This is a genomic window from Streptomyces coeruleofuscus, from assembly GCF_039532725.1.
Taxonomy (GTDB): domain Bacteria; phylum Actinomycetota; class Actinomycetes; order Streptomycetales; family Streptomycetaceae; genus Streptomyces; species Streptomyces coeruleofuscus.
Genome location: NZ_BAAASE010000010.1, coordinates 265,237 through 289,177, shown reverse-complemented (window position 1 = coordinate 289,177; position 23,941 = coordinate 265,237). Strand labels below are relative to the sequence as shown.

The following is a 23,941-nucleotide window of genomic DNA, read 5'->3' as shown; positions in this document are numbered from 1 at the left end:
GCCCTCCGCCATACCGCCACCGCCGGTTGCCGCCCGGTCGGGGCCGCGCACGCCGGAGCCGCTACTGCGGCGGGTGTGTGCCCAGGCGCTCGTGCACCCAGTCGTGGAAGGCACCGATGTGGTGCTCACTGGGCACGAGGACGCCCCCCTTGGCGTACATCCTCGAACCCATCCCCGGCTGTGTGCGTTCGCAGGCGTCGAAGTCCTGCCTGTTGACCCGGTCGAAGAGTTCCACGGACCGGCTGACGTCCCTGCCGCTGTCGACGACGTGCGGCATGTACAGCCAGTCGCACTCCACGATCGTGCGGTCGACGGCCACCGGGTACATGCGGTGGAAGATGACGTGGTCGGGGACGAGGTTGATGAAGACCTGCGGCTTGACGGTGATCGCGTAGTAGCGGCGGTCCTGGTCCTCGGCAACGCCCGGAATGCGGTCGAGGCCCGCGCTGCCGTCCACGGTGAAACCCTGGACCTCCTCACCGAACTCGGCACCGTGGCCGACGTAGTACTGGGCGGCGAAGCCGTCCGCGAACTCGGGGAGCACCTCGGTGAGTTCGGGGTGGATCGTGGCGCAGTGGTAGCACTCCATGAAGTTCTCGATGATGAGCTTCCAGTTCGCCTTCACGTCGTAGGTGATCCGGTTGCCGACCGAGAGGCTCTCTATGCCGTAGCGCTCGATCGCCCCGGCGTCGCCGAGGCGGGTGACGACCTCCCCGATGACGTCCTCGTCGAAGGACGGCGGGCTCTCGGCCAGACAAATCCAGACGTAGCCGAGCCATTCACGGGTCGCCACCGGCGTCAGGCCGTACTCGGTGCGGCCCACGTCGGGCATCTTGGTGAGGTTGGGCGCGGCGACGAGCTTGCCGTCCAGGCCGTACGTCCAGGCGTGGTACGGGCACTGGAAGGCCCGCTTGACCTCGCCGGCCTCCTCCGTGCAGAGCCGCGCTCCGCGGTGCCGGCACACGTTGAAGTACGCACGGATGCTGTTGTCCCTCGCGCGGGTGACCAGGATGCTTTCGCGGCCCACGTCAACGGTCCGGAAGGCGCCGGGCTTCGCCAGCTCGGACGAGCGCACGGCGCAGAACCACATGGACTCGAAGATGAACTCCTGCTCCTGCGCGAAGATCGCGGGATCGGTGTACGAAGTGCCGGGGAGGGTGGCGATCAGGCTGTCCGGCAGGCTGGTCGAGGTCACGGTGCACTCCTCGGGAAACGTCGTGGATCGGTTCACTCACGCGCCGGGAAGAGCGACTCCGGACGGCGTTGTGTATGAAGCAACGCTGCGTGCCATGTGCAACCGCAGCATCGGATGCCTCAGCGGCGGTGTCAAGATGTCGTGCGGCCGAGCTGTTTGCGCCACCGGGTGAACAGGCGCGGCTGGTTCATCCCGAGTACGGCGACCGGCTGACCTGCGCGCCGGTAGACGGCGAGGACGTCGCGGTCGTCCGGGGCGCCTTCCTCGACCGTCACGCTGTCGGCGCCCGCCGCGTGCCCCGCGAACTGGATCTTCACGCCGTACTGGTCGGACCAGAAGTACGGCGGCCGGGGCGCCCCCGGTTCGGTCGCGCCGCCCGCCAGCAGCGTGGCGACCGCCGCGTCGGGGCGCTCCCGCGCGCCGGTCCAGTGCTCGACGCGCCGATGTGCCCCCGCACGGGGGTCGTACCAGTTGGCGCAGTCGCCGACGGCGACGACGCCGGCCACACTGGTACGGCCGTCCGCACCGCACTTCACCCCGTTGTCGAGTGCGACTCCGGATCCCGCCAGCCACTCGACGCACGGCCGGGCGCCCACACCGACCACGACGATGTCGGCCCGGATGCCGCGACCGTCCTCCAGGAGGACGGCGTCCACCCGGCGCTCACCGCTCAGCCCTTTCACCCCGACGCCGCACAACAGCCGTACCCCGTGATCCGCGTGGAGCGCGGAGACGATGGCGCCCATGCACTCGCCGAGTGGTCCGGAGAGCGCCGTCGGGGCTGCCTCGACCACCGTCACGTCGAGCCCGAGGGCGCGCGCGGTGGAGGCGACCTCGGCACCGATGAACCCACCGCCGATCACCACCAGCCGTCCGCCCTGTACGAGTTCGGCCCGCAGGGCACGGGCGTCGTCCAGCGTGCGCACGACGTGCACCCCGGACAGTCCTTCGGAGCCGGGCAGAGTGCGCGCGGCGGCGCCGGTCGCGATGACGAGGCCGTCGACGCGGACCTCCCGGCCGTCGGCGAGCCGGACGGCACGGTCCGCACGGTCGAGTCCCGTGGCCCGGACGCCGAGCAGCCACTCCGCCTGCAGATCCTCGCCGTCCACCTCCAGCGCGAGCTCCGCCTCGTCGACGGTGCCGGCCAGGAACTCCTTGGACAGCGGCGGCCTGTCGTAGGGACGGTGGAGCTCGTCTCCGATGACGACCAGCCGCCCGTCGTAGCCCTGCTTGCGCAGGGAGCGCGCCGCCGACAGACCGGCCAGCGACGCGCCCACCACCGCGACCGTCCTCACGCGGGAGCCCCGGCGAGCCTGGCTGCGACGCAGTGCGGCAGGTTGGGAGCGGCCTCGGACAGCCGTACGTAGATCATGCCGTCCTCGACCACGACCTCATGGGTCCGGACGGGGAGCTTGGCCGGCGGGGCGTCGACGGCACCGGTCTTCAGGTTGAACTTCGAGGCGTGCAGCGGGCATTCCACCCAGCAGTCCTCCACCCAGCCGTCGGCGAGCGAGGCGTCCTGGTGGGTGCACGTGTCGTCGATGGCGAAGAGCTCACCGTCTTCGGTGTGGAACACCGAGACCGGCGGGTCGATCTCGAGCCGGAAGGCCTCTCCTCGCGGGAGATCCGCCAGAGGGCACGCGGGAATCATCATGACCACCTCGGTGCGTATAGCGAAACGGATTGCGGTTAGCGCAACATCAGTCTGAGGTTGCCCCGAAACCCTTGTCAAGGCGTTCAGACGGCCGATTGAGACGCTCCATGAGTTGCACATCACACAACTCGAAGCACTAAAAGGAACGCGGCGGGACAGGGAGCAACGCCGGAATCGGCCTCTCTGCCTGGTCGAAGGGGCGCGCCAACCGCCCGTTTCCCCCTCCGGGTCGCGCATGCGCACGCGCGCCCGGCTCATCGGCCGGTATGGCCGAGAGCGGGCGTGCGCTGTTCGACGGACGGGCGGTCAGAACCCGCGGTCGAGCCACTCCTGGAGGTGCGGCGCCTCGGCCGCGATCGTGGTCGTCTCCCCGTGTCCGGTATGCACGACGGTGTCGCCCGGCAGCGTCAGCAGCCGGTCCCGGATCGAGTCGACGATCGTCGGGAAGTGGCTGTACGACCGCCCCGTCGCCCCCGGCCCGCCCGCGAAGAGCGTGTCGCCGCTGAAGAGGGCGGTGAGGGCGGGCGCGTACAGACAGACGGCACCTGGGGCGTGCCCCGGGGTGTGGAGCACGGTCAGCTCGATGCCCGCCACAGCGAGCACCCGGCCGTCGGCCAGCTCCCCGTCCGGCAGCCGGTCCGGATGGGTCTGCTTCCACAGCGGGAGGTCATCCGGGTGGAGCAGGATCGGGGCGCCCGTGCGGGCCGCCAGTTGGGGCGCGGCATCGATGTGGTCGTCGTGGGCGTGTGTGCACACGATGGCTCGCAGGGCGCGCCCGCCGACCGCTAGGGCGATGGCCTCGGCGTCGTGTGCGGCGTCGACGACGATCGCCTCGTGGTCGTCGCCGACGATCCAGACGTTGTTGTCGACGTCCCAGGTGCCGCCGTCCAGGGAGAACGTCCCCGAGGTCACCAGATGTTCGATGCGGGCGCCGGCCATCAGAAGACCACCACCGAGCGCAGGACATCGCCGCCGTGCATCCGCTCGAAGGCCTTTTCGACCTCGTCCAGCGCGATGGTCTCCGTGACGAACGTGTCCAGATCCAGCCGGCCCTGGAGGTAGAGGTCGATGAGCATCGGGAAGTCGCGGGAGGGCAGGCAGTCGCCGTACCAGGAGGACTTCAGCGCCCCGCCGCGCCCGAACACGTCCAGCAGGGGCAGTTCGAGCTTCATCTCGGGGGTGGGCACGCCGACCAGGACGACCGTGCCGGCGAGGTCGCGGGCGTAGAAGGCCTGCTTGTAGGTCTCCGGCCGGCCGACGGCCTCGATGACGACGTCGGCGCCGAAGCCGCCGGTCAGCTCGCGGATCGCCTCGACCGCGTCCGCCTCCTTGGAGTTGACGGTGTGCGTGGCCCCCAGCTTCCTCGCGGTGGCCAGCTTGGCGTCGTCGATGTCCACCGCGATGATCTTCCCGGCGCCCGCCAGGTCGGCCCCGGCGACCGCCGCGGCCCCGACGCCGCCGCAGCCGATGACGGCCACACTGTCGCCGCGTCCGACATCGCCCGTGTTGATGGCGGCGCCGATACCCGCCATCACTCCGCAGCCGAGCAGTCCGGCGGCGGCCGCCGCCGCGGCCCGGTCGACCTTGGTGCACTGGCCTGCCGCCACCAGCGTCTTCTCCGCGAACGCGCCGATGCCCAGGGCCGGCGACAGCTCGGTGCCGTCGGTCAGGGTCATCTTCTGCTTGGCGTTGTGGGTGCTGAAGCAGTACCAGGGCCGTCCGCGCAGGCAGGCCCGGCACTGTCCGCACACCGCCCGCCAGTTGAGGATGACGAAGTCGCCGGGGGCGACGTCGGTGACACCCTCCCCCACCGCCTCCACGACACCCGCGGCCTCGTGGCCCAGGAGAAAGGGGAAGTCGTCGTTGATGCCGCCCTCGCGATAGTGCAGATCGGTGTGGCAGACCCCGCAGGCCTCGACCTTCACCAGCGCCTCGCCCGGGCCCGGGTCGGGAACGACGATTGTCTCCAGACTCACGGGGGCGCCCTTGCCCCGCGCGACGACAGCACGGACCTGGTGAGCCATGGCCACTCCTCGACTGGTACGAGATCTGAATCAGACGTTGCTCATTACGGCACACATCTCATGCTTCGCAACACAGCATCCTGGAGCGCGGACCACGGGTCAAGGCTCGGCGACTGCCCAGTCGGCGGGAGTGCTCAGGTCTGAGTGAGTCAGTGCTCGTCGTCCTCCGGCGACGCTGCCACCGGGCGCGCGAAGACCTCGCGGGCCACCTCGATGAACGCCTGTGCGGCAGGCGAGAGCGGCCCACGCCGGCACATCGCCAGACCGGCCGGACGAGGCGCGGACGGGTGACCAGCGCGACCGCACCACGCCGCGCCGCCTCCTCGGCGAGAGAGCGCGGGAGGAGCGTCGCCCCCGCCCCCGCCAGCACCAAGGGGACGACCGCCGCTTGGTGAACCGTCTCCACTGCGATGCGTGGGCTCCGCCCCTCCCCGCCCAGCGCCTGATCCATCAGAGCCCGGGTCGCGGTACCGCGCGCGGTCGCCACCAGGTCCATCCGGGCCACCTCACCGAGCGCCACCGGTCCGGCCTGGGGAAAGCGGTCGGATCGTGGCACCACCGCCAGAACCTCCTGCCGGCACAGCTCCAGGGTCTCGACGGCCTTGCCGTGCGCCCTCACGCCGGCCAGCCCCAACTCGCACTCGCCGGTACGCACCACGTCCGCGACCGCGGCCGCGTTCGGCGGCTCGACTATGACGATGTCGATCACGGGACGGCGCCGGCGGAACACCCCGGCGAGGTCCGCCAGCGGATCGACCGCCCGCGTCGTCGGCGCGACGATCTCCAGCGTGCCGCCTGCCAGTCCGGCGAGGGTGCGCACCACCGACCGAGCGGTCTCCAGATCGCGCCTGACCTGCCGGGCAGGCTCCACGAACGCCTCGCCGACCGAAGTCGGCATGACTATCGAGGCCTGGCTCGGCCAGTGACCCGCGGTACTCCGTGACACCCACATGGCGATGCGCAGCGAGGGAGGCGAAAATGGTATCGGCCGGATACAACGAGCCAGAACGGGTGATCGCTCATGTGCCGATGGCTCGCTTACTCGGGAACACCCCTGCTCCTCGACACCATCCTCTACAAACCGGCTCACTCACTGATCGATCAGAGCCTCCACTCCAGACTGGGTGTCGAGACGACGAACGGCGACGGTTTCGGCATCGGCTGGTATCCGCAGGAAGACATCGGCACCCCGGCCTTGCTCAGGGACATCGGCCCTGCCTGGAACAATCGCAACCTGAGGGAGATCGCGGATCATGTCCGCTCCCCGTTGTTCTTCGCCCACATACGGGCGTCGACCGGCACAGCGGTGCAGCAGACGAATTGCCACCCCTTCCGGCACGGCCGTTGGATGTGGATGCACAACGGTGCCATCACCGGTTTCCACCTGATGCGCCGCGAGCTGTCCCTGCTCGTCGAGCCCGGGCTGTACTCCGACATCGAAGGAACGACGGACTCGGAGATGATGTTCTACCTGGCGATCACCTTCGGTCTGGACCAGGATCCGCCGGGCGCTGTGGCCCGGATGGTGGGAGTGGTGGAGCGCAGCGGTCACGACCACGGGGTCGAGTTCCCGCTCCAGATGACCATCGCCGTGACCGACGGCGAACGCGTGTGGGCCTTCCGCTACTCGAGCCAGGGCGCTTCCCGGTCGTTGTTCTACAGCACCCGGGTGGACGCACTGCGCAGGCTGCACCCCGAAGCGACGTTCCTGAAGGAAGTGTCCGACGAGACCCGCCTCATCGTGTCCGAACCACTCGGCGACCTGCCTGGCGCCTGGAACGAAGTACCCGAGAGCACCTACGGCGTCGTCCATGCCGGAGCCGACGAGCTGCATCCCTTCGCACCAGAGCCGGCATGACGCGTGGACTGTCCCAGTAGGTGGCTCAGGCCGTTTTCGTAGCGGAGCGCTTAGCGCTTCTGCCCTTGTCGGTGCCCGTCCTGCTACGCCCTGGCTTGGCGGGCACGCTCTTCCGCGTCTGGGCCTCCTTTGCGCCTGGCGCCGTCCGGGTCGGTGCGGTCGGCCACTTGAACTCGATCTCCAGCTCGATCTCCCCATCACCGATCTCGACCTCTATCTCGCTGCCGAGGTCGTCGGGGATCCGCAGGCTCAGCGTTCCGGGGCTGAGTTCCAGTTCGGCCTCCCCGCCTCCCCTGAGCGCGGCCGCGAGCGCCGTGAGCTGGTCAGCCGCCTCGAGACGTGACAGGGAGCGCCTCTGCTCGAACTTGAGGTCCTTCATGGGTGTCTCCGATCTTCATCGCTCGACGGGGAATCACGCACCCGGTCGTCGTGTATGCCGGCGCCGGCGCACCGTAAAGGCACAGGCGAGGATGCCGAGGCCCCAGGCGATCAGAAGGGCACCCCACAGCGGCATGGTCACCTCGGGGATGAGCAGGCGGATCTCGGTACTCGCGCTGTTTTGGAAAATGAAGACCAGAGCGATTGCAGTGATCAGAACGAACGGCATGAGGCGGCGGACACCGGGGCGAGAAAGGAACGGTGTGTGCGGCTTTTGGTCTGTTCTGTCGGTGCTTGTTCGAGCCATGAGACGTCTCTCCATCGCGTTGCCCCCTTCATCCAGCCTCCTCTTCCAGCCCACGGCTCGCTACCGAGAGCCGCAGCACCGAGCCCGCGCCTCGGTGGTTCTCACGCGGAGTACCAGCCGGTGACCTCGCCGCCAGCCGACCCCGGGACTCGACAGACCCGCTGAGGCTATTGACCGTTAGCTCACCCGGAGGCACCTTGACGCCTACCCATGAAGGCACGCCTCTTGACATCCGGCCCCGAGACCTCTGTGATGGCTAATGACCAGTAGCCGATGTCAGGGGTCAACGTGTCGATCGGGTTCGAGGCCGACGAGAGGGTCGCCGACATCGCGTGGCGCACCACTGAGTTCGTCCGGGATGTCGTGCTGCCGGAGGAGCAGGCGTGCGACGGGAACGTCCATGACGGGCCGGAGCCGCTGCGGCGTCGGTTGCAGGAGGCGGCCCGGACCGCAGGGGTGTTCGCTCCTCATGTGGGTGTGGAGTGGGGCGGCCTCGGCCTTGATCTCTGCGGGCAGGCAGTGGTGTTCGAGGCGGCGGGATACTCGTTGCTCGGCCCTCTCGCGCTGAACTGCGCGGCGCCCGACGAGGGCAATACGCACCTGCTCGAAGTGGTCGCCACCGAGGAACAGAAGGAGCGGTACCTGCGTCCGCTGGCGGCCGGCGAGGTGCGGTCCTGTTTCGCGATGACCGAGCCGGCGCCGGGCGCGGGATCCGACCCTCGTGCGCTGGCCACCACGGCGACGAGGACCGGGGACGGCTGGCGGCTCGACGGCCGCAAGTGGTTCATCAGCGGCGCCGACGGCGCAGGCTTCGCCATCTGCATGGCTCGCACGAGCGGCGCCCCGGGCGACTCGGGCGGCGCGACGATGTTCCTCGTCGACGCCGACAACCCGGGCATGAAGGTCGTCCGGAACATCGACACTCTGGATCAGGGACTGTTCGGCGGGCACAGCGAGGTCGTCTTCGACGGCTGCGAGGTCGGCGACGGCGCCGTGCTCGGCGAGGTGGACCAGGGCTTCGCGTACGCCCAGGTGCGCCTCGGGCCGGCCCGTATGACGCACTGCATGCGCTGGCTCGGAGTGGCGCGCCGGGCGCAGGACATCGCCCTGGAACGCGCGCTGGATCGCTCGGCCTTCGGTAAGCCGCTGGCCGAACTGGGCATGGTGCAGCAGCTGCTGGCCGACTCCGAGATCGACATCGAGACCAGTCGCGCGGTGCTGCTGCGGGCCTGCTGGGAACTGGACCAGGGCCGCTCGGCCGCCCAGCACACCTCGATCGCGAAGACGTACGTCTCGGAGGCGGTGAACCGCGTGGTCGACCGGGCCGTGCAGGTGTGCGGCGCACTCGGCATCTCCGGGGACGCCCCGCTGTCCCGGCTGTACCGGGAGGTGCGTCCGTTCCGGATCTACGACGGCCCGTCCGAGACCCACCGCTGGGCCATCGCCAAGCGCGCGGTGCGGGCGGCGCGGGAGCGGAGGGCGGCACGATGACCATGGCCGTGGTCGGCATCGACGGCCCCGCCCTGCAGCGCTACTTCGAGCAGCATGTGCCGGAGTGCTCGGGTCCGTTGAGGGTGGAGCTGCTGCACGGCGGACGCTCCAATCTCACCTACGAGGTGACCGACGGGACGCACCGGTGGGTGCTGCGCCGGCCACCGCTGGGCCCGCTCACGCCGACCGCGCACGACATGGACCGTGAGTACCGCGTCGTCGCCGCGCTCGGCGGCACGGGGGTACCGGTGGCCCGAGCCGTGCTGTCGTGCACGGACCCGGCGGTGATCGGGGCGCCGTTCTGCGTCGTCGACTTCGTGGAGGGCGCCGTACTGCGCGACGGTGACGAGGTCGCCGCGCTGCCCCCGGCCGACGCACGCCGCAGTGCCGATGCGCTGGTGGACGCTCTGGTGGCACTGCACTCGGTCGGCGTCGCCGATGTCGGGCTCGGTGACTTCGGCCGTCCCGACGGCTATCTGGAGCGCCAGGTGCGGCGGTGGCGCAGCCAGTGGGACAAGGTCGCCACCCGTGCTCTGCCCGACGTCGAAGCCCTGCACCGGCTGCTCGCCCGCGCCCTGCCCGTGAGCGGCACGGCAGCGATCGTGCACGGCGACTACCGCTTGGACAACACCATCCTGGAGCCCGGCGACTTCGGACGGATCGCCGCGATCGTCGACTGGGAGATGGCCACGCTCGGTGATCCCCTCGCCGACCTCGGGATGCTGCTCATGTACTGGGACCCGGTCTGCGAGCCGGTGCTCGGGGCGCGCCATGTTCCCACGGCCAACCCGGGCTTCCCCGCGGGCCACGAGCTGGCCGAACGGTACGCAACGCGCTCCGGCCGGGACATCGAGGCCCTGCCCTTCTACCAGGCGCTGGGCTGCTTCAAGCTCGCGGTCATCGCGGAAGGCATCCATGCCCGCTATCGGGCGGGGCAGACCGTCGGCACAGGCTTCGAGCGGGTCGGCTCCGCGGTCCCGGCGCTGCTGCGCTCCGGGCTGGAACTGCTGTCCTGACCGAGCCGGTCGACCCACTTGGCCACCGGCACTGATGTACTCGAGGAGGACCCGTGCGAGACCGGCTGTCCGGAATGATCGCCCTGGTGACCGGCGCCACCGGTGGCATAGGAGACGCCGTCGTACGCCGACTGGCCGCGGAGGGTGCCGCGGTGGCGGTGACCGACGTGGACGCCGGCCGCTGTGAGGCACTCGCGAAGGAGCTGACGGACGAGGGGGCGCGAGCGATCGGCCTGGCCCTCGACGTCAGCGACGAGGAGGCGTGGCGCCGCACGGTCGAGCGGGTCGTCGCCGAACTGGGCGGGCTGTCCGTGCTCGTCAACAACGCGGGCATCGCCGAGATGCGAACGGTGGAGACGGAGACCCGGGAATCCTGGGACAGGGTCATCGGCGTCACGCAGACCGGTGTCTGGCTCGGCATGAAGTACGGCGGTCCCGCGATCGACCGCTCCGGTGGTGGCTCGATCGTCAACATCGCCTCGATCTTCGGTACGGTCGGCGGCTTCGGGAGCCAGTTCTCGTACCACGCGGCCAAGGGCGCGGTCCGGCTGATGACGAAGAACGCCGCGCTGCACTGGGCCACGCGCGGGGTGCGCGTCAACTCGATCCACCCCGGCTTCATAGAAACGCCCCGCTCCCGCGACCTGTGGCGGGGCACGGAACGGCATGCCGCGATGGTCGAGGGCACCCCGCTGGGGCGGCTGGGCCGACCCGACGAGGTCGCGGGAGCGGTGGCGTTCCTCGCCTCACCCGACGCGAGCTTCGTCACCGGCTCCGAGCTGTACGTGGACGGGGGTTGGACGGCACGCTGACCCCGGAGCCGAAAGGCACCGCGGCGACGAGGTCACCGCACCGTGAGATCACCGCACGCGCGTGTACTGATGCACCCCGCCCACGATTGCCACGGTCACCCGCCCCTGGAGCACGAGGACATCCAGGTGCGCCGCCGTCTCGTTGACCGCGAGCATCTGGTTGAAGGCACTCAGGTCGCCGAACGCCACGGCCCGGCGCGTCCACCCGAGCTTGCGCGCCACCGCGTGGGCGTCGAGCGTGTCGTCGCCCATCGCCGTCAGGCTCCTGGCCAGCCGGTCGTCGTGGTGGGCGAGCAACTCGGCGACCCGGGTGTGCGTGCTGTCGGAGACCGGGCCGTGCGCGGGCAGCAGACGGGCGTCCGCGTACCGGTTCATCAGCCGCAGCGAGTCCAGGTAGTCGGCGAGCGGACGGCCGTCCGGCTCGGACAGTTCGAAGCCGATGGACGGAGTGATGTGCGGCAGGACGTGGTCCCCGGAGAACAGCAGGTTCCGCTGCTCGTCCAGGAAGACCACATGTCCCTTCGTGTGTCCCGGAGTCGGTACGACGCACAGCTCGCGGTCGCCGAAGCGGAGGGTCCCGGCAGCGAGCCAGTGGTCGGGCGCCTCCCACACGGTCGGGTCGAAGCCGCCGTGGTCCATCGCCCGGATACGGTCCGCCAGTTCGCCGGCGCCTGCCCTGCGCAGGGTCTCCAGTGAGCTCACGGGTACGTCGCTGCGCAGCCGCCCGAGCTTCTCCAGACCCGGACGTTCCCCGGCTCCGAGGTAGACGCGCGAGCCCAGCAGCCGGCGCAGTTCCACCGCCTGCGTGTAGTGGTCGCGGTGGATGTGGGTGACCAGGATGTGGCTGATGTCGCCTAGGTCGCGGCCGATGGCGGACAGGGCTTCCTCGAGCGCCTTGCGCGCCTCGGGGATCGCCCAGCCGCCGTCGATCATGACGATCCCACCGTCGTCGGCGAGGTCCTCCAGAAGGTAGACGTTGACCGCGTGCAGGCCGTCGTTGGGGAGGGGCAGAGGAACGCGGTGCACCCCGGGCTGTACGGTCTGCACTCCGGCTGCGGCCCACGGGCCCTGGTCGAACCGCGTTGTCATGATCCTCCTTGTCGTGTGCGCCCCGGCGTCATGCCTTCGGCACGCGCGGCGGCACGGTCTTGCGGATGGCCGCCTCGTCAGGCGTGGTCGTCGGTCGTCCTGGCATGCAGTCTGACGGCCAGGTCCCGGGCCCCGCCGCGGTCGAGCTTGCCGACCTTGGTCTGGGGCAACTCCTGGATACCGTAGACGAATTCGGGCCATTTGGTCTTGGACAGACCTACGCTCTCCAGGTGCCCGGTCACCTCGGCCAGGCCGATGCCGCCGCCGTCCTCGGTGACGACGAGCAGTGCCACGCGTTCACCGAGCACGTCATCGGGAACCGCCGCGACACAGACCCTGGCCACACGGGGATAACTGGCGACCGCCCGCTCTATTTCGGTGATGTCGATGTTGCGGCCGCCACGGATGATGATGTCCTTCTCGCGGCCCATGATGCTGATGGTGCCGTCTTCATGGGTCATCAGCAGGTCCCCGGTGGGCAGGTAGCCGTCCTCCGTCAGTGCCGCCGGCGCGACCTCGCCGTCGCGGGCGTAGCCGAGGAAGAGGGAAGGCCCGCGCACCTGGGCCCGCCCGGTCACGCCTGGTCCGGCGGTCCGGCCGTCGGGGGTGAGCGCGCGGATGTCCGTACCCGGGAAGGGGCGGCCGTCTCTCCCGAGCCGGATCTCCTCGGGGTCGTCCGGGCTGGGCGAAGTGTGGCCGAGGCACTCGGACATGCCGAAGACGCGCAGGATCCTGGTGCCCAGGGACTGCTCCGCCCGGGCCAGTGCTCCACGGTCCATCGGACCGCCGCCGACGGTGATCGACCGGACTCCGCCGAGGATGCCGGAGCCGGCCGCCTCGGCGCCCATCTGGAGCGCCATGGTCGGTACGCACATGGTCCAGCGGACATCGGCGTCGGCCATCCGCCGCAGCGCGACGGCCCTGTGCCACTTCCCCGTCATGACGAGCGGCCCGCGCAGCAGGAGGGAGAGGTAGACACCGAAGCAGTACGCCGCCGTCGACGACAGCGGCACGATCGCGGCGACGGCGTCGCCGGGCGACAGGCCGTTGACGGTGACCGTGCACGATGCGGCATAGCGCAGGGCCGACTCGGACTGTACGACCCCTTTGGGCCGCCCGGTCGACCCGGAGGTGAGGCCGATCAGGGCGCCGCCCGACCAGCGCGACACCCCACGTGTGTGGGGCGTGGCCAGGCACGTCCAGCCGTCGAGCACCTGCCGCGGCCCGCCCGGGAGCCGGTCGGCCACCGCCCATTCGTCCATCGCGGAGGGCTCGGCGACCACGGCGTCCGGGCGGATGTCCTCCCAGGCCGCGGAGAACTCGGCGTGAGTGGTGTGCCGGTTGACGACCGCGATGACACCACCGCTCAGCCCGACGGCGAGGGTGGCGGCCACGGTACGCCATGAGTTGTCGGCCTGGACCATGACGGTGCCGCCCGCTCCGTCGGCCCTTCCGTCGGACAGCGCTGCGGCCAGCAGCGTGGCCTCGTCGAGCAGCTGCCGTGCCGTATGGCTGCCCTCGTCGTCGATGACGGCGACGAAGTCCTTCTCGTGCGCCTTCTGTTGGAACTCCCGCACTACCTGTCGCATCTTGTCCCTCGCTGGCGATGTCCCGAACGTCAGGCGGCGAACATCTCCGCCTCGTGCCCCATGACCGCGATGCGGCGGCCCTTCATGTCGCCGACCTGTGCGACGGCCTCGGCCCACTCGGGGCTCGCGAGGGCCTTCCTCAGGTCCTCCGGGGAGTCGAAGCCGAGCACGGAGATCCCGTCCCAGCCTTCGGAGCGCGGCTCCAGGGCGGCGTCTATCTCGGTGTGCCGCCAGGCGCGCAGTCCTGGCAGCCGGTAGGTCAGCTCCGCGTGGTCGCCGCGCCACCACGCGATGAACTGCTCGTGCGTCCACTCCGGAGGCCGAGCTGCCAGCAGGACGAGGTTGTACATGACGGTCCTCCGTACATGGTCGCGTACATGGTCGGTCGTGCACTCAGGTGAAGCGGATCTCCGACGAGCGGCCGATCAGCAGGCGCTGCAGCCGGCCCTCGTCGTTCACCCGCCCGGCGGCGACGAAGCTCGCCTCGGGGACGCCCGCGCGGCGGACCTCGCCCAGGAAGAGCTCGTCCTGGCCGAGCGTGGTCGCGGACAGCCGGTGGTGGGTGCGGGTGCCCTTCTCACGCTGTTCGAGGTAGCCCACGAGGGCGGCGCGGTCGCCGGCGAAGTCGGTGGCCTTGCCGTCGCCGGTGGAGAAGAGGATGGACAGCGAGAAGTCGTCGCTGATCAGGTCGAGGATCCGGGACGGCTCGTCCCCGTCGAGGATCTCGAACCACGCGGTGAGGAAGGGGGCCGCGGCGGAGGCGTCGGTCATGCCCGGCTCCTGTCGTTCGTGGCCTGCCCTGTCCAGTCGACGAGCTCGAAGGACGTGGTGAAGAAGGACTGGTAGCGGGCCAGGAGTCCGCCGGGCGAGATCACCGCGGCCGAGAGGAAGGAGCCGGTGTACCGCCCGCCCTCCGTCACCACTCCGTAGACCGTCTCGAGGTCGCCGTCCCGGCTGTACCGCAGGATCTCGTGCGACCGGTCGACGGCACCGCGGCCGGCGATGTACGCCGCGAAGTCCTCTTTGGACTTGCCTACGACCTCCTTGCCCGGCAGGGCGAGGAGGAAGCGGAAATCAGGTTCGAGCAACTCCAGCGTCCGCTCCGGATGCCGGCTGTCCATACTGGCCATGTACGCGCGCAACGCCATGAGTGAGCCCTTTCGGTCGGCGGCGCTTCCCTTGGGTGATCAACCTGAGCCAAGTTCAATTCAGTTAGGATGGTAATCCCGTGGAAACACGCCTGGCAATAGCACGAAGCCCCCGGCGGAATCCGCCGGGGGCCACAAGCCGGGACGCTCAGGGCGTCACGTGGCGACCATCCGCACGCAGGCACCCTCGATCAGTTCGCTGACTTCCGACAGCGGCGTCGGCCCCGACGGCCGGTACCACCGCCAGACGCTCACGATCAGCCCCAGCACGCTCGCGCCCAGCAGCTGCGCGTCCCGCAGCGGGAACGCGCCCTGGGACATGCCCTTCACCAGCAGGTTCGTCCAGTCCCGCTCGACGAGCTGGACCAGCTGGCGGGCCGCGACGCGCTCGGCCTCCTCCCGCTTGGACTTGCGCGGGCCGGAGAGCAGGTCCATGTGGTTCTGCAGGATGCGCATCTGCAGGACTTCTTGGTCGGAGACGTCGTACGCCGCGCGCACGGCCGCCCGGAGCGCCTCCACCGGCTCCGCGACGTCCGCCGTCGCCTCCGTGAACTTGTCGTGGGAACGCTGCAGCTCCAGCCGCATGATGGTGAGCAGGCAGTGGGTCTTGGACTCGAAGTAGTGGTACAGAGCGGTCTGCCCGATGCCGACCCGCTCCGCCACGGTGGACCACTTGGTGGCCTCGAAGCCCGCCTCGCCGAAATGATCGACGGCGGCCGCCAGAATGGCGGCGCGCTTGGACCTCGGCCCCGCTTCCGGTTCAACGATCTTTGTCGCCATGACTGACCCGTCTCCTGGCTGCCGCCCACCTCGTGCGTACCCGAGAGTAGCCCCAAGCTGAACTCAGTTGCCAATCGACTTCCGGTCAGAGGCGCTCCAGCACGGTGGCATTGGCCATGCCGCCGCCCTCGCACATCGTCTGCAGACCATAGCGTCCACCGGTCCTGCGCAGCTGGTGGACGAGCGTGGTCATGAGCCGGGCACCGGTGGCGCCGAGCGGATGCCCGAGCGCGATGGCGCCGCCGAAGGCGTTGACCCGCTCCGGGGCGGCGCCGATCTCCTTCTGCCAGGCGAGGACGACCGAGGCGAACGCCTCGTTGATCTCGACCAGGTCGATCTCGCCGATCGACAGCCCGGCCTTCTTCAGGACCTTCTCGGTGGCGGGGATCGGGCCGGTCAGCATCTGGATCGGGTCGGAGCCGACCACGGTCATGGTGTGCACGCGGGCCAGCGGGGTCAGACCGTGGCGGCGCACCGCCTCCGCGGAGGCGATCAGCAGGGCGGCGGCCCCGTCGGAGATCTGGCTGGAGACGGCCGCGGTGAGCCGGCCGCCCTCCGTGAGGGTCTTCAGGCCGGCCATCTTCTCCAGGGTGGTGTCGGCACGCGGGCCCTCGTCGGCGGTCAGCCCGAAGGCCGGGGTGATCTCGTCGTCGAAGGCGCCGTCGGCCTGGGCGGCGAGGGCCCGCTGGTGGCTGGCGAGCGCGAACCGTTCCATGTCGGTGCGGGAGACGCCCCAGTTCTCGGCGATCAGCTCGGCCCCGCGGAACTGCGAGACCTCCTGGTCCCCGAAGCGCTCGCGCCAGCCGTCCCCCGCGTAGGGGCTGCCCATGCCGGCCTGTTCACCTACGAACATCGGGCTGGCAATGGGCACCAGGCTCATCACCTCCACCCCGCCGGCGACCACCAGGTCGGCGGCGCCGGAGCCGACCGCTTGCGCCGCGAAGTGCACGGCCTGCTGGGAGGAACCGCACTGACGGTCGATGGTGGTGCCGGGGACATGCTGCGGCAGCCCCGCGGACAGCCAGGCGGTGCGGGCGATGTTCCCGGTCTGGGCACCGAGCTGGCTGACGCACCCGAAGTACACGTCGTCGACGGCCTCGGGGTCGGCGCCGGTGCGTTCCAGCAGCGCGCGCAGCACATGAGCGCCGAGATCGGCGGGGTGCACGTCGCTGAGTGCGCCCTTGCGACGGCCGACAGGAGTGCGAACGGCTCCGACGATGAATGCTTCCGGCACGGTGGGCTCCAGGGTTCGGTACGGATCAGGGGCTGGGCGGGATGCGCGTGAAGTCGGGCCTTCTCTTGCCCAGGAACGCGGCGACGCCCTCACGGCCCGTGTCGGAGGCGGCCGCGGCGGCGAGCGCACGGGCCTCGCGGTCCAGGTGCGGCCCGAGGTCGGTGGTCAGTCCGGCGGCGACGAGCCGCCGGGTGACGCCGAAGGCGGCGGTGGGTCCACTGCGCAGCGCCTCAGCGGTGCGCTCGGCCTCGGCGGCCAACCGGTCGGGGGCCACGGTACGGCTCACCAGTCCGATCGCCTCGGCCTCCGCCGCCGGTACATGGCGGTTGGTCAGCAGCAGGTCCAGGGCCCGCTTGGGGCCGACGAGACGGGGCAGGAACCAGCTGACTCCGGCGTCCGGTGAGTAACCGATGCCGGTGTACGCGGCGGTGAACGAGGCGTCGTCGGCGGCGAGGGTCACATCGGCCGCAGCGGCCAGGCCGATGCCCGCCCCCGCCACGGCACCCTGCACGGCGGCCACCACGGGCGCGTCGCTCGCGGCGAACGTACGCAGGGCGTCGTGCAACGCGTCGGTCACCGCGGTCAGGTGCTTCTCCAGTGCCTCGCCGGAGAGCCGTGAGAACTCCCTGAGGTCACCGCCGACGCAGAAGGACTTCCCCTCGCCGGTCAGCAGCACCGCCCGCACGGCCGCACGCTCGCAGGCCCGCGCCGCCTCCAGCAGTCCGCGCGCCAGGTCCAGGTCGATGGCGTTGCCCGCCTCGCCCCGGCGCAGGGTGACGCGGGCCAGGCCGCTGTCGTCGATCTCGACGCCGACGCTCATCGTCCCGGCCGTCATCGGGCCGTCCAGCCGCCGTCGACGGTCAGCACCTGTCCGGTGCAGTACGAGGAGGCGTCCGAGGCGAGGAACAGCAGCGCGCCGTCGAGTTCATGGCCGTCGCCACCCCGCCCCAGCAGGGTGTTGCGCTCGACCCAGCGGCTGGAGCGCTCGTCGCCGAAGAGGCCGGCGGTCATCTCGGTGCGGAACCAGCCCGGGGCGAGCGCGTTGACGCGTATGCCACCGCGGCCCCACTGTCCGGCCAACTCCCGGGTCAAGCCGATCAGTCCGGCCTTGGACGCCGAGTAACTCGCGCCGCCGAGGGGGGCGGCGGTCACCAGGCCGAGGATGGAGGAGACGTTGATGATGCTCCTGCCGCCCGTGTCACCGGGTGCCTCGGCGGTGAGGCGGGCCAGGTGGTAGGGCGCGGTGAGGTTGACGCCGAGGACGTCGGCGAAGGCATCCGGCGATTCGTCCTCGGCGCGGGTCTCGCCGGAGCTGGCCGCGTTGTTGACCAGGATGTCGAGACGGCCGGTGGCGGCCAGCGCGGTCTCGGCCAGCCGCGTACGGTCGGCGGCGAGCGAGACGTCACAGGCCACGGGGTGGATGCGCGCGTCGGAGTCGGCGAGTTCCTTCAGCCGGTCGATGCGGCGGGCCGCGGCGAACACGGTGGCACCGGCCTGCGCGAGGACGGCGGCGAAGCGTGCGCCGAGCCCGGCGGAGGCGCCGGTGACGACGGCTGTCCTGCCCTGGAGCGAGAACAGCTCGGCGGTCGACTGCGGCGCGCTCACTCGTCCACCCCGATCGGCAGGGCGGTCGCTCCGCCGTCGAGCACGAGGGTCTGGCCGGTCATCCAGGAGGAGGCGTCGGAGGCCAGGAACAGCGCCGCGTTCGCCACGTCCTCCACCGTGCCGAGGCGCCGCAGCGGCAGCTTGGCCGTGAGGATCGGCTCACGCACCTCCCATACCGCCCGCGCCAGCTCTGTCTTGATCAGCCCGGGGGCGATGGCGTTCACCCGTGCCCGCGGCCCGAGTTCGTAGGCGAGCTGCCGGGTCATGTGCAGCATGGCGGCCTTGGTGGCGTTGTAGTAGCCGATGTGCGGGTCGACGATCAGCCCGCCTACGGAGGCGATGTTGACCACCGCTCCCCCGTGCTCGGCCATCCAGGCCCGCCAGGCCGACCGGGTCCAGGCGATCATGCCGTACTGGTTGACGCGTACGGTCTTCTCCGCGCGCGGCAGGTCCAGGTCGAGCAGATCGCCGTGGTACGGGTTCGTGGCCGCGTTGTTGACGAGGATGTCGACCCGGCCGAAGCGGGCCATGGTCTCGTCGACGCACGCTTCGGCCTGCTCGGGTTCGCCGGCGTTGGCCACCACCGTGTGCAGGTCGCCGTCGCCCTTGACGCGCAGCAACTCCTCGCGCGCCTCGGCGAGTCCGGCCGCCTTGCGGGCCGCGATCACCACGTGCGCGCCGGCCGCCCGGTAGGCGGTGGCGATGCCGAGCCCGATACCGCGGGATCCGCCCGTGATGACGGCGACCTTGCCGTCGAGGGTGTTGGCGCTCACGCTGCCCCTGCCTTCGTGTCGGTCTTCTTGTACTTGGCGAGTTCCTGGCGGGCCACCGTCCGCAGATGTACTTCGTCGGGGCCGTCGGCGATGCGCAGCGCCCGCGTGATGGCGTACAGCCGCGCCAGTACGGTGTCGTCGCTGACCCCCGCCGCGCCGTGCGCCTGCACCGCTCGGTCGACCACTTTGTGGGCGACCTCCAGCGCCGCGACCTTGATCGCGGCGACCTCCATGCGGGCGGCGGCGTTGCCGACGGTGTCCATCAGCCAGGCGGACTTGAGGACGAGGAGGCGCAGCTGCTCGATCTCGATGCGGCTGCGGGCGATCCACTCGCGCACCACGCCCTGGTCGGCGAGCGGTCCGCCGAAGGCGGTGCGTTCGGTGACGCGCTCACACATCAGCTGGAGGGCGCGCTCGGCGAAGCCCACGGCGCGCATCGCGTAGTGCATCCGCCCCGGACCGAGCCGTCCCTGGGCGAGCGCGAAGCCCTCTCCCTCGCCCCTGAGGATGTTCTCCACGGGCACGCGGACGTCCTCGAAGAGCACGTCACCGTGTCCGAGCCGGTCGGTGTAGCCGAACATCGGCAGGTCGCGCAGGACCGTGACGCCCGGGGTGTCACGGGGGATGAGCAGCATGCTCTGCTGCCGGTAGGTGGGCGCGTCCGGATCGGTCTTGCCCATCAGGATGATCAGCTTGCAGTCGGGGTCGAGGATCCCGGACGTGTACCACTTACGGCCGTTGACGACGTAGCTGTCGCCGTCGCGCGTGATGCGGGTACGGATGTTGCGCGCGTCGGAGCTGGCGACCTCCGGCTCGGTCATGGCGAAGCAGGACCGGATCTCCGCGTCCAGCAGGGGGCGCAGCCACCGCTCCTGCTGCTCGGGGGTGCCGTAGAGCGCGAGCAGTTCCATGTTGCCGGTGTCGGGCGCCGAGCAGTTGAACACCTCGGGGCCGATGATGGAGCGGCCCGCCAGTTCCATGAGGGGTGCGTATTCGACGTTGGTGAGTCCCGCGCCCCAGTCGCCGTGTGCCATGAAGAGGTTCCACAGGCCCTCGGCGCGCGCCTTCTGCTTCAGCTCGGTCATCACGGGCGGCAGCGCGTGCGGGTCCTCCGCCTCGGCCAGCTGCCGGTCGTAGACCGCCTCCGCGGGGATGACGTGCTGTTCCAAGAACGACCGCATCCGGTCCTGGAGTTCACTCGCCCGGGGCGAGAATCCGAAATCCACGAGTTGCTCCTCATGCTGTGGTGTGGCTGGCGGGTCCGGATCAGCCGAGGATGTCGCGTGCCGTGCGGATCATCGCGGCGATGGTGGGCGGCAGTCGCTCCTGGTCCGGGTCGTGGTGCTTGCCCTCGCGGTGCCGGCGCAGGTTGTGGCCCATGATCGCGGCCATCTTCATGCGGCCGAGCGCCCGGAACCAGTCCATCGCGGGCAGCGCGGGCCGGCCGTCGAGGTAGGCGTCCAGCAGTTCGGCCTCGCTGGGCAGGCCGGGCACGGGACGCCCAAGCTGGGGGAAGTTGCGGTGGTCGGCGAAGAGCAGGAACCAGCCGAGGTCGATGCGTGGGTCTCCGACGCTCCAGATCTCCCAGTCGACGACGGCCACCGCGCGCTTGTCGACGCACAGCACGTTGCCGAGCCGGAAGTCTCCGTGCAGCAGCACCGGGGGGAGGCCGCCGGGCACGTCACGGGCGAGGCGCGCGAGCAACTCCTCTCCACCGGGGCGTAGTTCGTCGGGTACGGCGTGCAGGGTGCGGCTCCACCGCTCCAACTCCCCCGCCGGTTCGAGTGGTTCGGGCGGGTCGAGTCCGGGCGTATGGGCGTCGGTGGCGTGCAGGCGCCGCAGCACGGCGGCGATCTCCAGCATCCGGGCGCGGGCCGTCGCGGCGGGCACCTCGGGCTCGTCGAGCACCGGCTCGACGGCCTCCCCGGCCGCGAAGTCCATGGCGAACCAGGCCGGTTGGGTCTCGTCGAGGGCGGCGACGCCCGGCACCGGCACCGCGGACCCGGCCAGCGCGCCCAGCACCCGTGCCTGGCGCAGCACGTCGTTGCGCCCGACGGGCCGCTGCCCCGGAGGCACCGCCTTGACGACGTACCTGGCGTCCCCCGCGGTGACCGAGTACGTCAAGCCCGAGTGTCCGCCCGGCAGCACCTTCAACTCGCCGACCGGGGCGCCCGGATGGAGGCGGGTGAGCCGCTCACGCACCCGGTCGGCCAGCTCCGGCACCTGTGTGGCCGTGCTCATCGGACGGGCTCCTTCGGCAGGCCGAGTACGCGTTCGGCGAGGATGTTGTGCTGGATCTCGTCGGTGCCGCCCGCGATGCTGTATCCGGGGGCGCCGAGCAGGTGCTCCGTCCAGGCGTAGGTGCCCCACTCCCCGGTGTCCGCGGCGAGGCTCGGGCCCAGCAGCTCGGAGACCAGATCGCTGGTGCGCCGCATGGTCTCGGTGGCGTAGAGCTTGCCGACCGAGGCCTCCGCGCCGGGCTCGCGTCCGGCGACGAGGGCGGCGGTCACGCGCAGTCCGATGAGCCGCTGGACGAGGGTGCGGATGTGGAGGTCGGCGGCCCGCTGCTGCTCGCTGCCCGTGAGCGGGCGGGGCAGATTCGCGGCGAGTTCCAGCGCCCGGTCGGCGTTGTCCAGGCCGAGGTTGCCGGAGTCGAGCCGTTCGGCGGCCAGCACGCTGAGCGTGACCCGCCAGCCCTCGCCGACCGGTCCGAGCCGGTCGGTGTCGGGCACCACCACGCCGTCGAGGTAGACCTCGTTGAAGCTGGTGCCGCCCGTCATCTGCTGGATGGGCCGTACGGTCACGCCCGGCGCGTCCATGCGCACCAGGAAGACGGTGATGCCGGCGTGCTTGCGTACGTCCGGATCGGTACGGCACACCGCGACGCCCCAGGTCGCGACGCGGGCACCGGAGGTCCACACCTTGTGCCCGGTCAGCACCCAGTGATCGCCGTCGCGCACGGCCTTGGTCCGCACCGCGGCGAGGTCGGATCCTGCCTCGGTCTCCGAGAACAGCTGGCAGGCCAGTTCGTCGGTGCGGAGCATGGGCCGCAGCCAGCGCTCCTTCTGCTCCTCGGTGCCCCAGATGCCGATGGCGGGGGCGACGAGCTGCTGCGTCACCGGGAAGACCTCGGTGCGGTGCGGCACGTCGAAGGCCGCCTCTTCGGTGCGGTAGAGCTGCTCGTAGTACGCGGGCAGGCCACGTCCCCCGTACGTCTCCTGCCAGTTGAGCGCGCCCCACCCCTGGTCGTAGCGGGTGCGTTCCCACTCCTGGGTGCGGGCGGTGTGCTCGCGCTCCTGCTCCTCGGTCCAGTTCTCGAAGACGGCGACGGAGTCGGAGCCGCTGCCCCACTCCCCGTCGGCGGTGCGCGGCCGGGCTACCGTGGCGAGCCACTTCCGGGCCTGGGCGCGGAACTCCTCGGGTTCCGGGATGGCGCTCATCTCTTCCTCCACCTCCGTTCAGCGGGACAGCACGGTGCAGGCGCTCACGCCCGGGGCGCCGTACACATGGGTGAAGCCCACCCTGGGCTCTCCGGGGACCTGGCGTTCGCCGGCCCGTCCGCGCAGTTGCTGGACGATCTCGTAGACCTGGCGCAGCCCGGAGGCGCCGATGGGTTCGCCGTTGGCGATGCAGCCGCCGTCGGTGTTGACCGGCAGGGTCCCGCCGATCCCGGTGGCGCCGGAGGCGACCAGCCGCTCCTGCTCGCCGTCCTCGCAGAACCCGCACTCGGCCATGTGCATGACCTCGGCGCCGCTCTCGGTGTCCTGCAACTGGCAGACGTCGACGTCGCCGGGGCCGATCCCGGCCTCCGCGAAGGCGGCGGCCGAGGCATCACGGCTGACGCTGGTGAGCCGGCCCCCGGGGATCCAGGGGCTGAACACCTCGAACGAGCCGAAGCGCCGGGTGCGTACCGCCGCCGAACGCAGGGTGACCGGCGTGCCCTCCAAGCTGCGTGCGGCCTCGGGTGAGCACAGCACCAGCGCGGCCGCGCCCGCACCCGGGGAGCAGAACATGTAGCGGGTCAGCGGATCGCTGACCATGCCGGAGTCGAGGATCTCCTCGGCGGACACGGGCTTGCGCCGCCAGGCCTCGGGTGTCAGGCCACCGTTGCGGTACGCCTTCTCGGCAACCAGGGCGAGGGTCCGCGGCGTGATGCCGTGGTCGTGCATGTAGCGCTGGATCTTCATGCCGAAGAACTGGGTGGTGACCATCAGCCCGTCGCTGCCGTACTCGGCTCCCAGCCCCCAGTCCTCGGGCCTCGGGTCGAAGGCGCCGCGCGGGTGTTTGTCGAAGCCGACGGCGAGGACGACGTCCGCCATGCCGGAGCGGATCGCGTTCACGGCGGAGACCAGCGCGCTGCCGCCGGTGGCGCAGCCGTTCTTGACGTTGACGAACGGCAGGCCGGTCAGGCCGAGTTGGGCCACCAGCGTGTCGGCGAGGCCGGCCCTGTCGCTGCCGCCGAAGGCGGCCCGCACCCGCGACCACTCGATCCCGGCGTCCGCCAGCGCGGCGTTCACCGCGCCGACGGCCAGTTGCCGGCCGCTGGCCTCCGACCGGCCGAACGGGGTGCGCCCGGCGCCGCAGATCAGGACGTCGGTACTCATGAGCCCTCCTCGCCGGGGGTCGTGGGCCTGGCCCGCGGGACGCCGTGGTCCGCGGTCACGGTGAGGGGCATGCCGATGCGGATGTCGTCGAGGTCGTCGACGTCGAGTACGGCGGCCACCCGCACGCCGTCCACCAGCTCGACGTAGCCGAGCGCGAACGGCTCGAATCCGCCGGGCGGGGGCTGATAGGGCGGCGACTTCGGGGCGTACCGCTGCACTGTCCAGGTCCACAGCGTGCCCGTGCCCTGGAGGACCGCCGGATCGGCCGGTCCCCCGCAGCGCGGGCACGTGTCCTCCGCGGGGTAGGCCGTCACCGAGCAGCCGGAGCAGCGTGAGCCCTGGAGCCCGACGGTGACGGTCGGGCTCCGCGGATCCGTGGCCATT

27 protein-coding genes are annotated in these 23,941 nt (G+C 70.8%); 4 read left to right on the top strand and 23 right to left on the bottom strand.

Translation table 11 applies throughout. The features are described from left to right. Positions 1–61: 61 nt before the first annotated feature. The 6 genes from ABFX81_RS33600 to ABFX81_RS33575 all read right to left on the bottom strand — a co-directional run bounded on the left by ABFX81_RS33600 (position 62) and on the right by ABFX81_RS33575 (position 5,771). The gene (locus ABFX81_RS33600) at positions 62–1,195 is read right to left on the bottom strand and encodes an SRPBCC family protein (protein WP_086853439.1); all 1,134 of its coding nucleotides are present in this window, start codon (positions 1,193–1,195) and stop codon (positions 62–64) included. Positions 1,196–1,326: 131 nt separating this feature from the next. Further along, on the bottom strand, positions 1,327–2,490 hold the full coding sequence (locus tag ABFX81_RS33595) for an NAD(P)/FAD-dependent oxidoreductase (protein ID WP_346139122.1): 1,164 nt from the start codon (positions 2,488–2,490) through the stop codon (positions 1,327–1,329). Next, complete coding sequence (locus ABFX81_RS33590) at positions 2,487–2,849, bottom strand: bifunctional 3-phenylpropionate/cinnamic acid dioxygenase ferredoxin subunit (protein ID WP_086853443.1); 363 nt, start codon at positions 2,847–2,849, stop codon at positions 2,487–2,489. Before ABFX81_RS33590 ends, ABFX81_RS33595 begins: the two co-directional genes overlap by 4 nt. Before the next feature lie 306 nt (positions 2,850–3,155). Beyond that, positions 3,156–3,788, bottom strand: coding sequence for an MBL fold metallo-hydrolase (locus ABFX81_RS33585; protein WP_346139121.1), 633 nt, complete (start codon positions 3,786–3,788; stop codon positions 3,156–3,158). Further along, positions 3,788–4,873, bottom strand: a complete 1,086-nt coding sequence (locus tag ABFX81_RS33580) for an S-(hydroxymethyl)mycothiol dehydrogenase (protein WP_086846363.1) — start codon at positions 4,871–4,873, stop codon at positions 3,788–3,790. Before ABFX81_RS33580 ends, ABFX81_RS33585 begins: the two co-directional genes overlap by 1 nt. A 58-nt stretch (positions 4,874–4,931) precedes the next feature. Then, positions 4,932–5,771 (bottom strand): LysR family transcriptional regulator substrate-binding protein, encoded by an 840-nt coding sequence (locus ABFX81_RS33575; protein WP_346139120.1) that lies wholly within the window; start codon positions 5,769–5,771, stop codon positions 4,932–4,934. A 123-nt stretch (positions 5,772–5,894) separates the two neighbouring features. Here ABFX81_RS33575 and ABFX81_RS33570 point away from each other — a divergent pair, with 123 nt between their 5' ends. Beyond that, a complete protein-coding gene (locus tag ABFX81_RS33570) occupies positions 5,895–6,731 on the top strand; it encodes a class II glutamine amidotransferase (protein WP_086846367.1) in 837 nt (278 codons plus the stop codon). A 25-nt stretch (positions 6,732–6,756) separates the two neighbouring features. Here the strand turns inward: ABFX81_RS33570 and ABFX81_RS33565 are convergent, their stop codons facing one another. Together ABFX81_RS33565 and ABFX81_RS33560 are read right to left on the bottom strand one after the other, a co-directional pair. Further along, on the bottom strand, positions 6,757–7,110 hold the full coding sequence (locus ABFX81_RS33565; RefSeq protein WP_086846369.1) for an amphi-Trp domain-containing protein: 354 nt from the start codon (positions 7,108–7,110) through the stop codon (positions 6,757–6,759). Between the two features lie 33 nt (positions 7,111–7,143). Further along, on the bottom strand, positions 7,144–7,416 hold the full coding sequence (locus tag ABFX81_RS33560; protein ID WP_086846392.1) for a LapA family protein: 273 nt from the start codon (positions 7,414–7,416) through the stop codon (positions 7,144–7,146). Positions 7,417–7,689: 273 nt separating this feature from the next. Between ABFX81_RS33560 and ABFX81_RS33555 the strand changes: the two genes are divergently transcribed. Genes ABFX81_RS33555 through ABFX81_RS33545 form a run of 3 tightly spaced genes read left to right on the top strand, consistent with a single transcriptional unit; the run spans position 7,690 to position 10,735 of the window. Further along, the gene (locus tag ABFX81_RS33555) at positions 7,690–8,907 is read left to right on the top strand and encodes an acyl-CoA dehydrogenase family protein (RefSeq protein ID WP_086846371.1); all 1,218 of its coding nucleotides are present in this window, start codon (positions 7,690–7,692) and stop codon (positions 8,905–8,907) included. Beyond that, a complete protein-coding gene (locus ABFX81_RS33550; RefSeq protein WP_086846373.1) occupies positions 8,904–9,923 on the top strand; it encodes a phosphotransferase in 1,020 nt (339 codons plus the stop codon). The genes ABFX81_RS33555 and ABFX81_RS33550 overlap by 4 nt, the downstream gene beginning before the upstream one ends. A gap of 53 nt (positions 9,924–9,976) precedes the next feature. Next, positions 9,977–10,735, top strand: a complete 759-nt coding sequence (locus tag ABFX81_RS33545) for a glucose 1-dehydrogenase (protein ID WP_086846375.1) — start codon at positions 9,977–9,979, stop codon at positions 10,733–10,735. A 48-nt stretch (positions 10,736–10,783) separates the two neighbouring features. On the opposite strand, the gene ABFX81_RS33540 is transcribed toward ABFX81_RS33545, so the two are convergent. From ABFX81_RS33540 to ABFX81_RS33470, 15 genes are all read right to left on the bottom strand, one after another. Further along, positions 10,784–11,824, bottom strand: a complete 1,041-nt coding sequence (locus ABFX81_RS33540) for an MBL fold metallo-hydrolase (RefSeq protein ID WP_086846377.1) — start codon at positions 11,822–11,824, stop codon at positions 10,784–10,786. A gap of 77 nt (positions 11,825–11,901) precedes the next feature. Continuing rightward, positions 11,902–13,413, bottom strand: coding sequence for an AMP-binding protein (locus tag ABFX81_RS33535; protein WP_086846379.1), 1,512 nt, complete (start codon positions 13,411–13,413; stop codon positions 11,902–11,904). A gap of 29 nt (positions 13,414–13,442) precedes the next feature. Then, positions 13,443–13,763: an EthD family reductase gene (locus ABFX81_RS33530; protein ID WP_086846381.1), complete on the bottom strand. Its 321-nt coding sequence runs from the start codon at positions 13,761–13,763 to the stop codon at positions 13,443–13,445. A 43-nt stretch (positions 13,764–13,806) separates the two neighbouring features. Then, positions 13,807–14,184 carry a hypothetical protein gene (locus ABFX81_RS33525; RefSeq protein ID WP_086846383.1) on the bottom strand — a complete coding sequence of 126 codons (378 nt, stop codon included), beginning with the start codon at positions 14,182–14,184 and terminating at the stop codon, positions 13,807–13,809. Beyond that, entirely contained in the window at positions 14,181–14,561 is a 381-nt protein-coding gene (locus tag ABFX81_RS33520; protein ID WP_086846385.1) for a nuclear transport factor 2 family protein, read from the bottom strand. The genes ABFX81_RS33525 and ABFX81_RS33520 overlap by 4 nt, the downstream gene beginning before the upstream one ends. Before the next feature lie 156 nt (positions 14,562–14,717). After that, positions 14,718–15,341, bottom strand: a complete 624-nt coding sequence (locus ABFX81_RS33515; protein WP_086846387.1) for a TetR-type transcription factor C-terminal domain-containing protein — start codon at positions 15,339–15,341, stop codon at positions 14,718–14,720. A gap of 85 nt (positions 15,342–15,426) precedes the next feature. After that, the gene (locus ABFX81_RS33510) at positions 15,427–16,575 is read right to left on the bottom strand and encodes an acetyl-CoA C-acetyltransferase (RefSeq protein WP_086846389.1); all 1,149 of its coding nucleotides are present in this window, start codon (positions 16,573–16,575) and stop codon (positions 15,427–15,429) included. Between the two features lie 25 nt (positions 16,576–16,600). After that, on the bottom strand, positions 16,601–17,410 hold the full coding sequence (locus ABFX81_RS33505) for an enoyl-CoA hydratase/isomerase family protein (RefSeq protein ID WP_346139118.1): 810 nt from the start codon (positions 17,408–17,410) through the stop codon (positions 16,601–16,603). Then, the gene (locus ABFX81_RS33500) at positions 17,407–18,180 is read right to left on the bottom strand and encodes an SDR family NAD(P)-dependent oxidoreductase (RefSeq protein ID WP_346139117.1); all 774 of its coding nucleotides are present in this window, start codon (positions 18,178–18,180) and stop codon (positions 17,407–17,409) included. The genes ABFX81_RS33505 and ABFX81_RS33500 overlap by 4 nt, the downstream gene beginning before the upstream one ends. Beyond that, entirely contained in the window at positions 18,177–18,953 is a 777-nt protein-coding gene (locus tag ABFX81_RS33495; RefSeq protein WP_086855539.1) for a glucose 1-dehydrogenase, read from the bottom strand. Before ABFX81_RS33495 ends, ABFX81_RS33500 begins: the two co-directional genes overlap by 4 nt. Continuing rightward, on the bottom strand, positions 18,950–20,179 hold the full coding sequence (locus ABFX81_RS33490; protein WP_346139116.1) for an acyl-CoA dehydrogenase family protein: 1,230 nt from the start codon (positions 20,177–20,179) through the stop codon (positions 18,950–18,952). Before ABFX81_RS33490 ends, ABFX81_RS33495 begins: the two co-directional genes overlap by 4 nt. Before the next feature lie 40 nt (positions 20,180–20,219). After that, positions 20,220–21,194 carry a phosphotransferase gene (locus ABFX81_RS33485; RefSeq protein ID WP_086846719.1) on the bottom strand — a complete coding sequence of 325 codons (975 nt, stop codon included), beginning with the start codon at positions 21,192–21,194 and terminating at the stop codon, positions 20,220–20,222. After that, a complete protein-coding gene (locus ABFX81_RS33480) occupies positions 21,191–22,393 on the bottom strand; it encodes an acyl-CoA dehydrogenase family protein (RefSeq protein ID WP_086846721.1) in 1,203 nt (400 codons plus the stop codon). The genes ABFX81_RS33485 and ABFX81_RS33480 overlap by 4 nt, the downstream gene beginning before the upstream one ends. An 18-nt stretch (positions 22,394–22,411) precedes the next feature. Continuing rightward, positions 22,412–23,557 (bottom strand): thiolase C-terminal domain-containing protein, encoded by a 1,146-nt coding sequence (locus tag ABFX81_RS33475; RefSeq protein ID WP_086846723.1) that lies wholly within the window; start codon positions 23,555–23,557, stop codon positions 22,412–22,414. Beyond that, positions 23,554–23,940, bottom strand: coding sequence for an OB-fold domain-containing protein (locus tag ABFX81_RS33470; RefSeq protein ID WP_086846730.1), 387 nt, complete (start codon positions 23,938–23,940; stop codon positions 23,554–23,556). The genes ABFX81_RS33475 and ABFX81_RS33470 overlap by 4 nt, the downstream gene beginning before the upstream one ends. Between the last annotated feature and the right edge of the window lies 1 nt (position 23,941).

Coding starts and splice junctions, on each gene's coding strand:
- ABFX81_RS33590 (WP_086853443.1), bottom strand. CDS start 2,849: ATGATGATTCCCGCGTGCCCTCTGGCGGATCTCCCGCGAGGAGAGGCC.
- ABFX81_RS33585 (WP_346139121.1), bottom strand. CDS start 3,788: ATGGCCGGCGCCCGCATCGAACATCTGGTGACCTCGGGGACGTTCTCC.
- ABFX81_RS33580 (WP_086846363.1), bottom strand. CDS start 4,873: ATGGCTCACCAGGTCCGTGCTGTCGTCGCGCGGGGCAAGGGCGCCCCC.
- ABFX81_RS33575 (WP_346139120.1), bottom strand. CDS start 5,771: ATGCCGACTTCGGTCGGCGAGGCGTTCGTGGAGCCTGCCCGGCAGGTC.
- ABFX81_RS33570 (WP_086846367.1), top strand. CDS start 5,895: ATGTGCCGATGGCTCGCTTACTCGGGAACACCCCTGCTCCTCGACACC.
- ABFX81_RS33565 (WP_086846369.1), bottom strand. CDS start 7,110: ATGAAGGACCTCAAGTTCGAGCAGAGGCGCTCCCTGTCACGTCTCGAG.
- ABFX81_RS33560 (WP_086846392.1), bottom strand. CDS start 7,416: ATGGCTCGAACAAGCACCGACAGAACAGACCAAAAGCCGCACACACCG.
- ABFX81_RS33555 (WP_086846371.1), top strand. CDS start 7,690: ATGTCAGGGGTCAACGTGTCGATCGGGTTCGAGGCCGACGAGAGGGTC.
- ABFX81_RS33550 (WP_086846373.1), top strand. CDS start 8,904: ATGACCATGGCCGTGGTCGGCATCGACGGCCCCGCCCTGCAGCGCTAC.
- ABFX81_RS33540 (WP_086846377.1), bottom strand. CDS start 11,824: ATGACAACGCGGTTCGACCAGGGCCCGTGGGCCGCAGCCGGAGTGCAG.
- ABFX81_RS33535 (WP_086846379.1), bottom strand. CDS start 13,413: ATGCGACAGGTAGTGCGGGAGTTCCAACAGAAGGCGCACGAGAAGGAC.
- ABFX81_RS33530 (WP_086846381.1), bottom strand. CDS start 13,763: ATGTACAACCTCGTCCTGCTGGCAGCTCGGCCTCCGGAGTGGACGCAC.
- ABFX81_RS33525 (WP_086846383.1), bottom strand. CDS start 14,184: ATGACCGACGCCTCCGCCGCGGCCCCCTTCCTCACCGCGTGGTTCGAG.
- ABFX81_RS33520 (WP_086846385.1), bottom strand. CDS start 14,561: ATGGCGTTGCGCGCGTACATGGCCAGTATGGACAGCCGGCATCCGGAG.
- ABFX81_RS33515 (WP_086846387.1), bottom strand. CDS start 15,341: ATGGCGACAAAGATCGTTGAACCGGAAGCGGGGCCGAGGTCCAAGCGC.
- ABFX81_RS33505 (WP_346139118.1), bottom strand. CDS start 17,410: ATGACGGCCGGGACGATGAGCGTCGGCGTCGAGATCGACGACAGCGGC.
- ABFX81_RS33485 (WP_086846719.1), bottom strand. CDS start 21,194: ATGAGCACGGCCACACAGGTGCCGGAGCTGGCCGACCGGGTGCGTGAG.
- ABFX81_RS33480 (WP_086846721.1), bottom strand. CDS start 22,393: ATGAGCGCCATCCCGGAACCCGAGGAGTTCCGCGCCCAGGCCCGGAAG.
- ABFX81_RS33475 (WP_086846723.1), bottom strand. CDS start 23,557: ATGAGTACCGACGTCCTGATCTGCGGCGCCGGGCGCACCCCGTTCGGC.
- ABFX81_RS33470 (WP_086846730.1), bottom strand. CDS start 23,940: ATGGCCACGGATCCGCGGAGCCCGACCGTCACCGTCGGGCTCCAGGGC.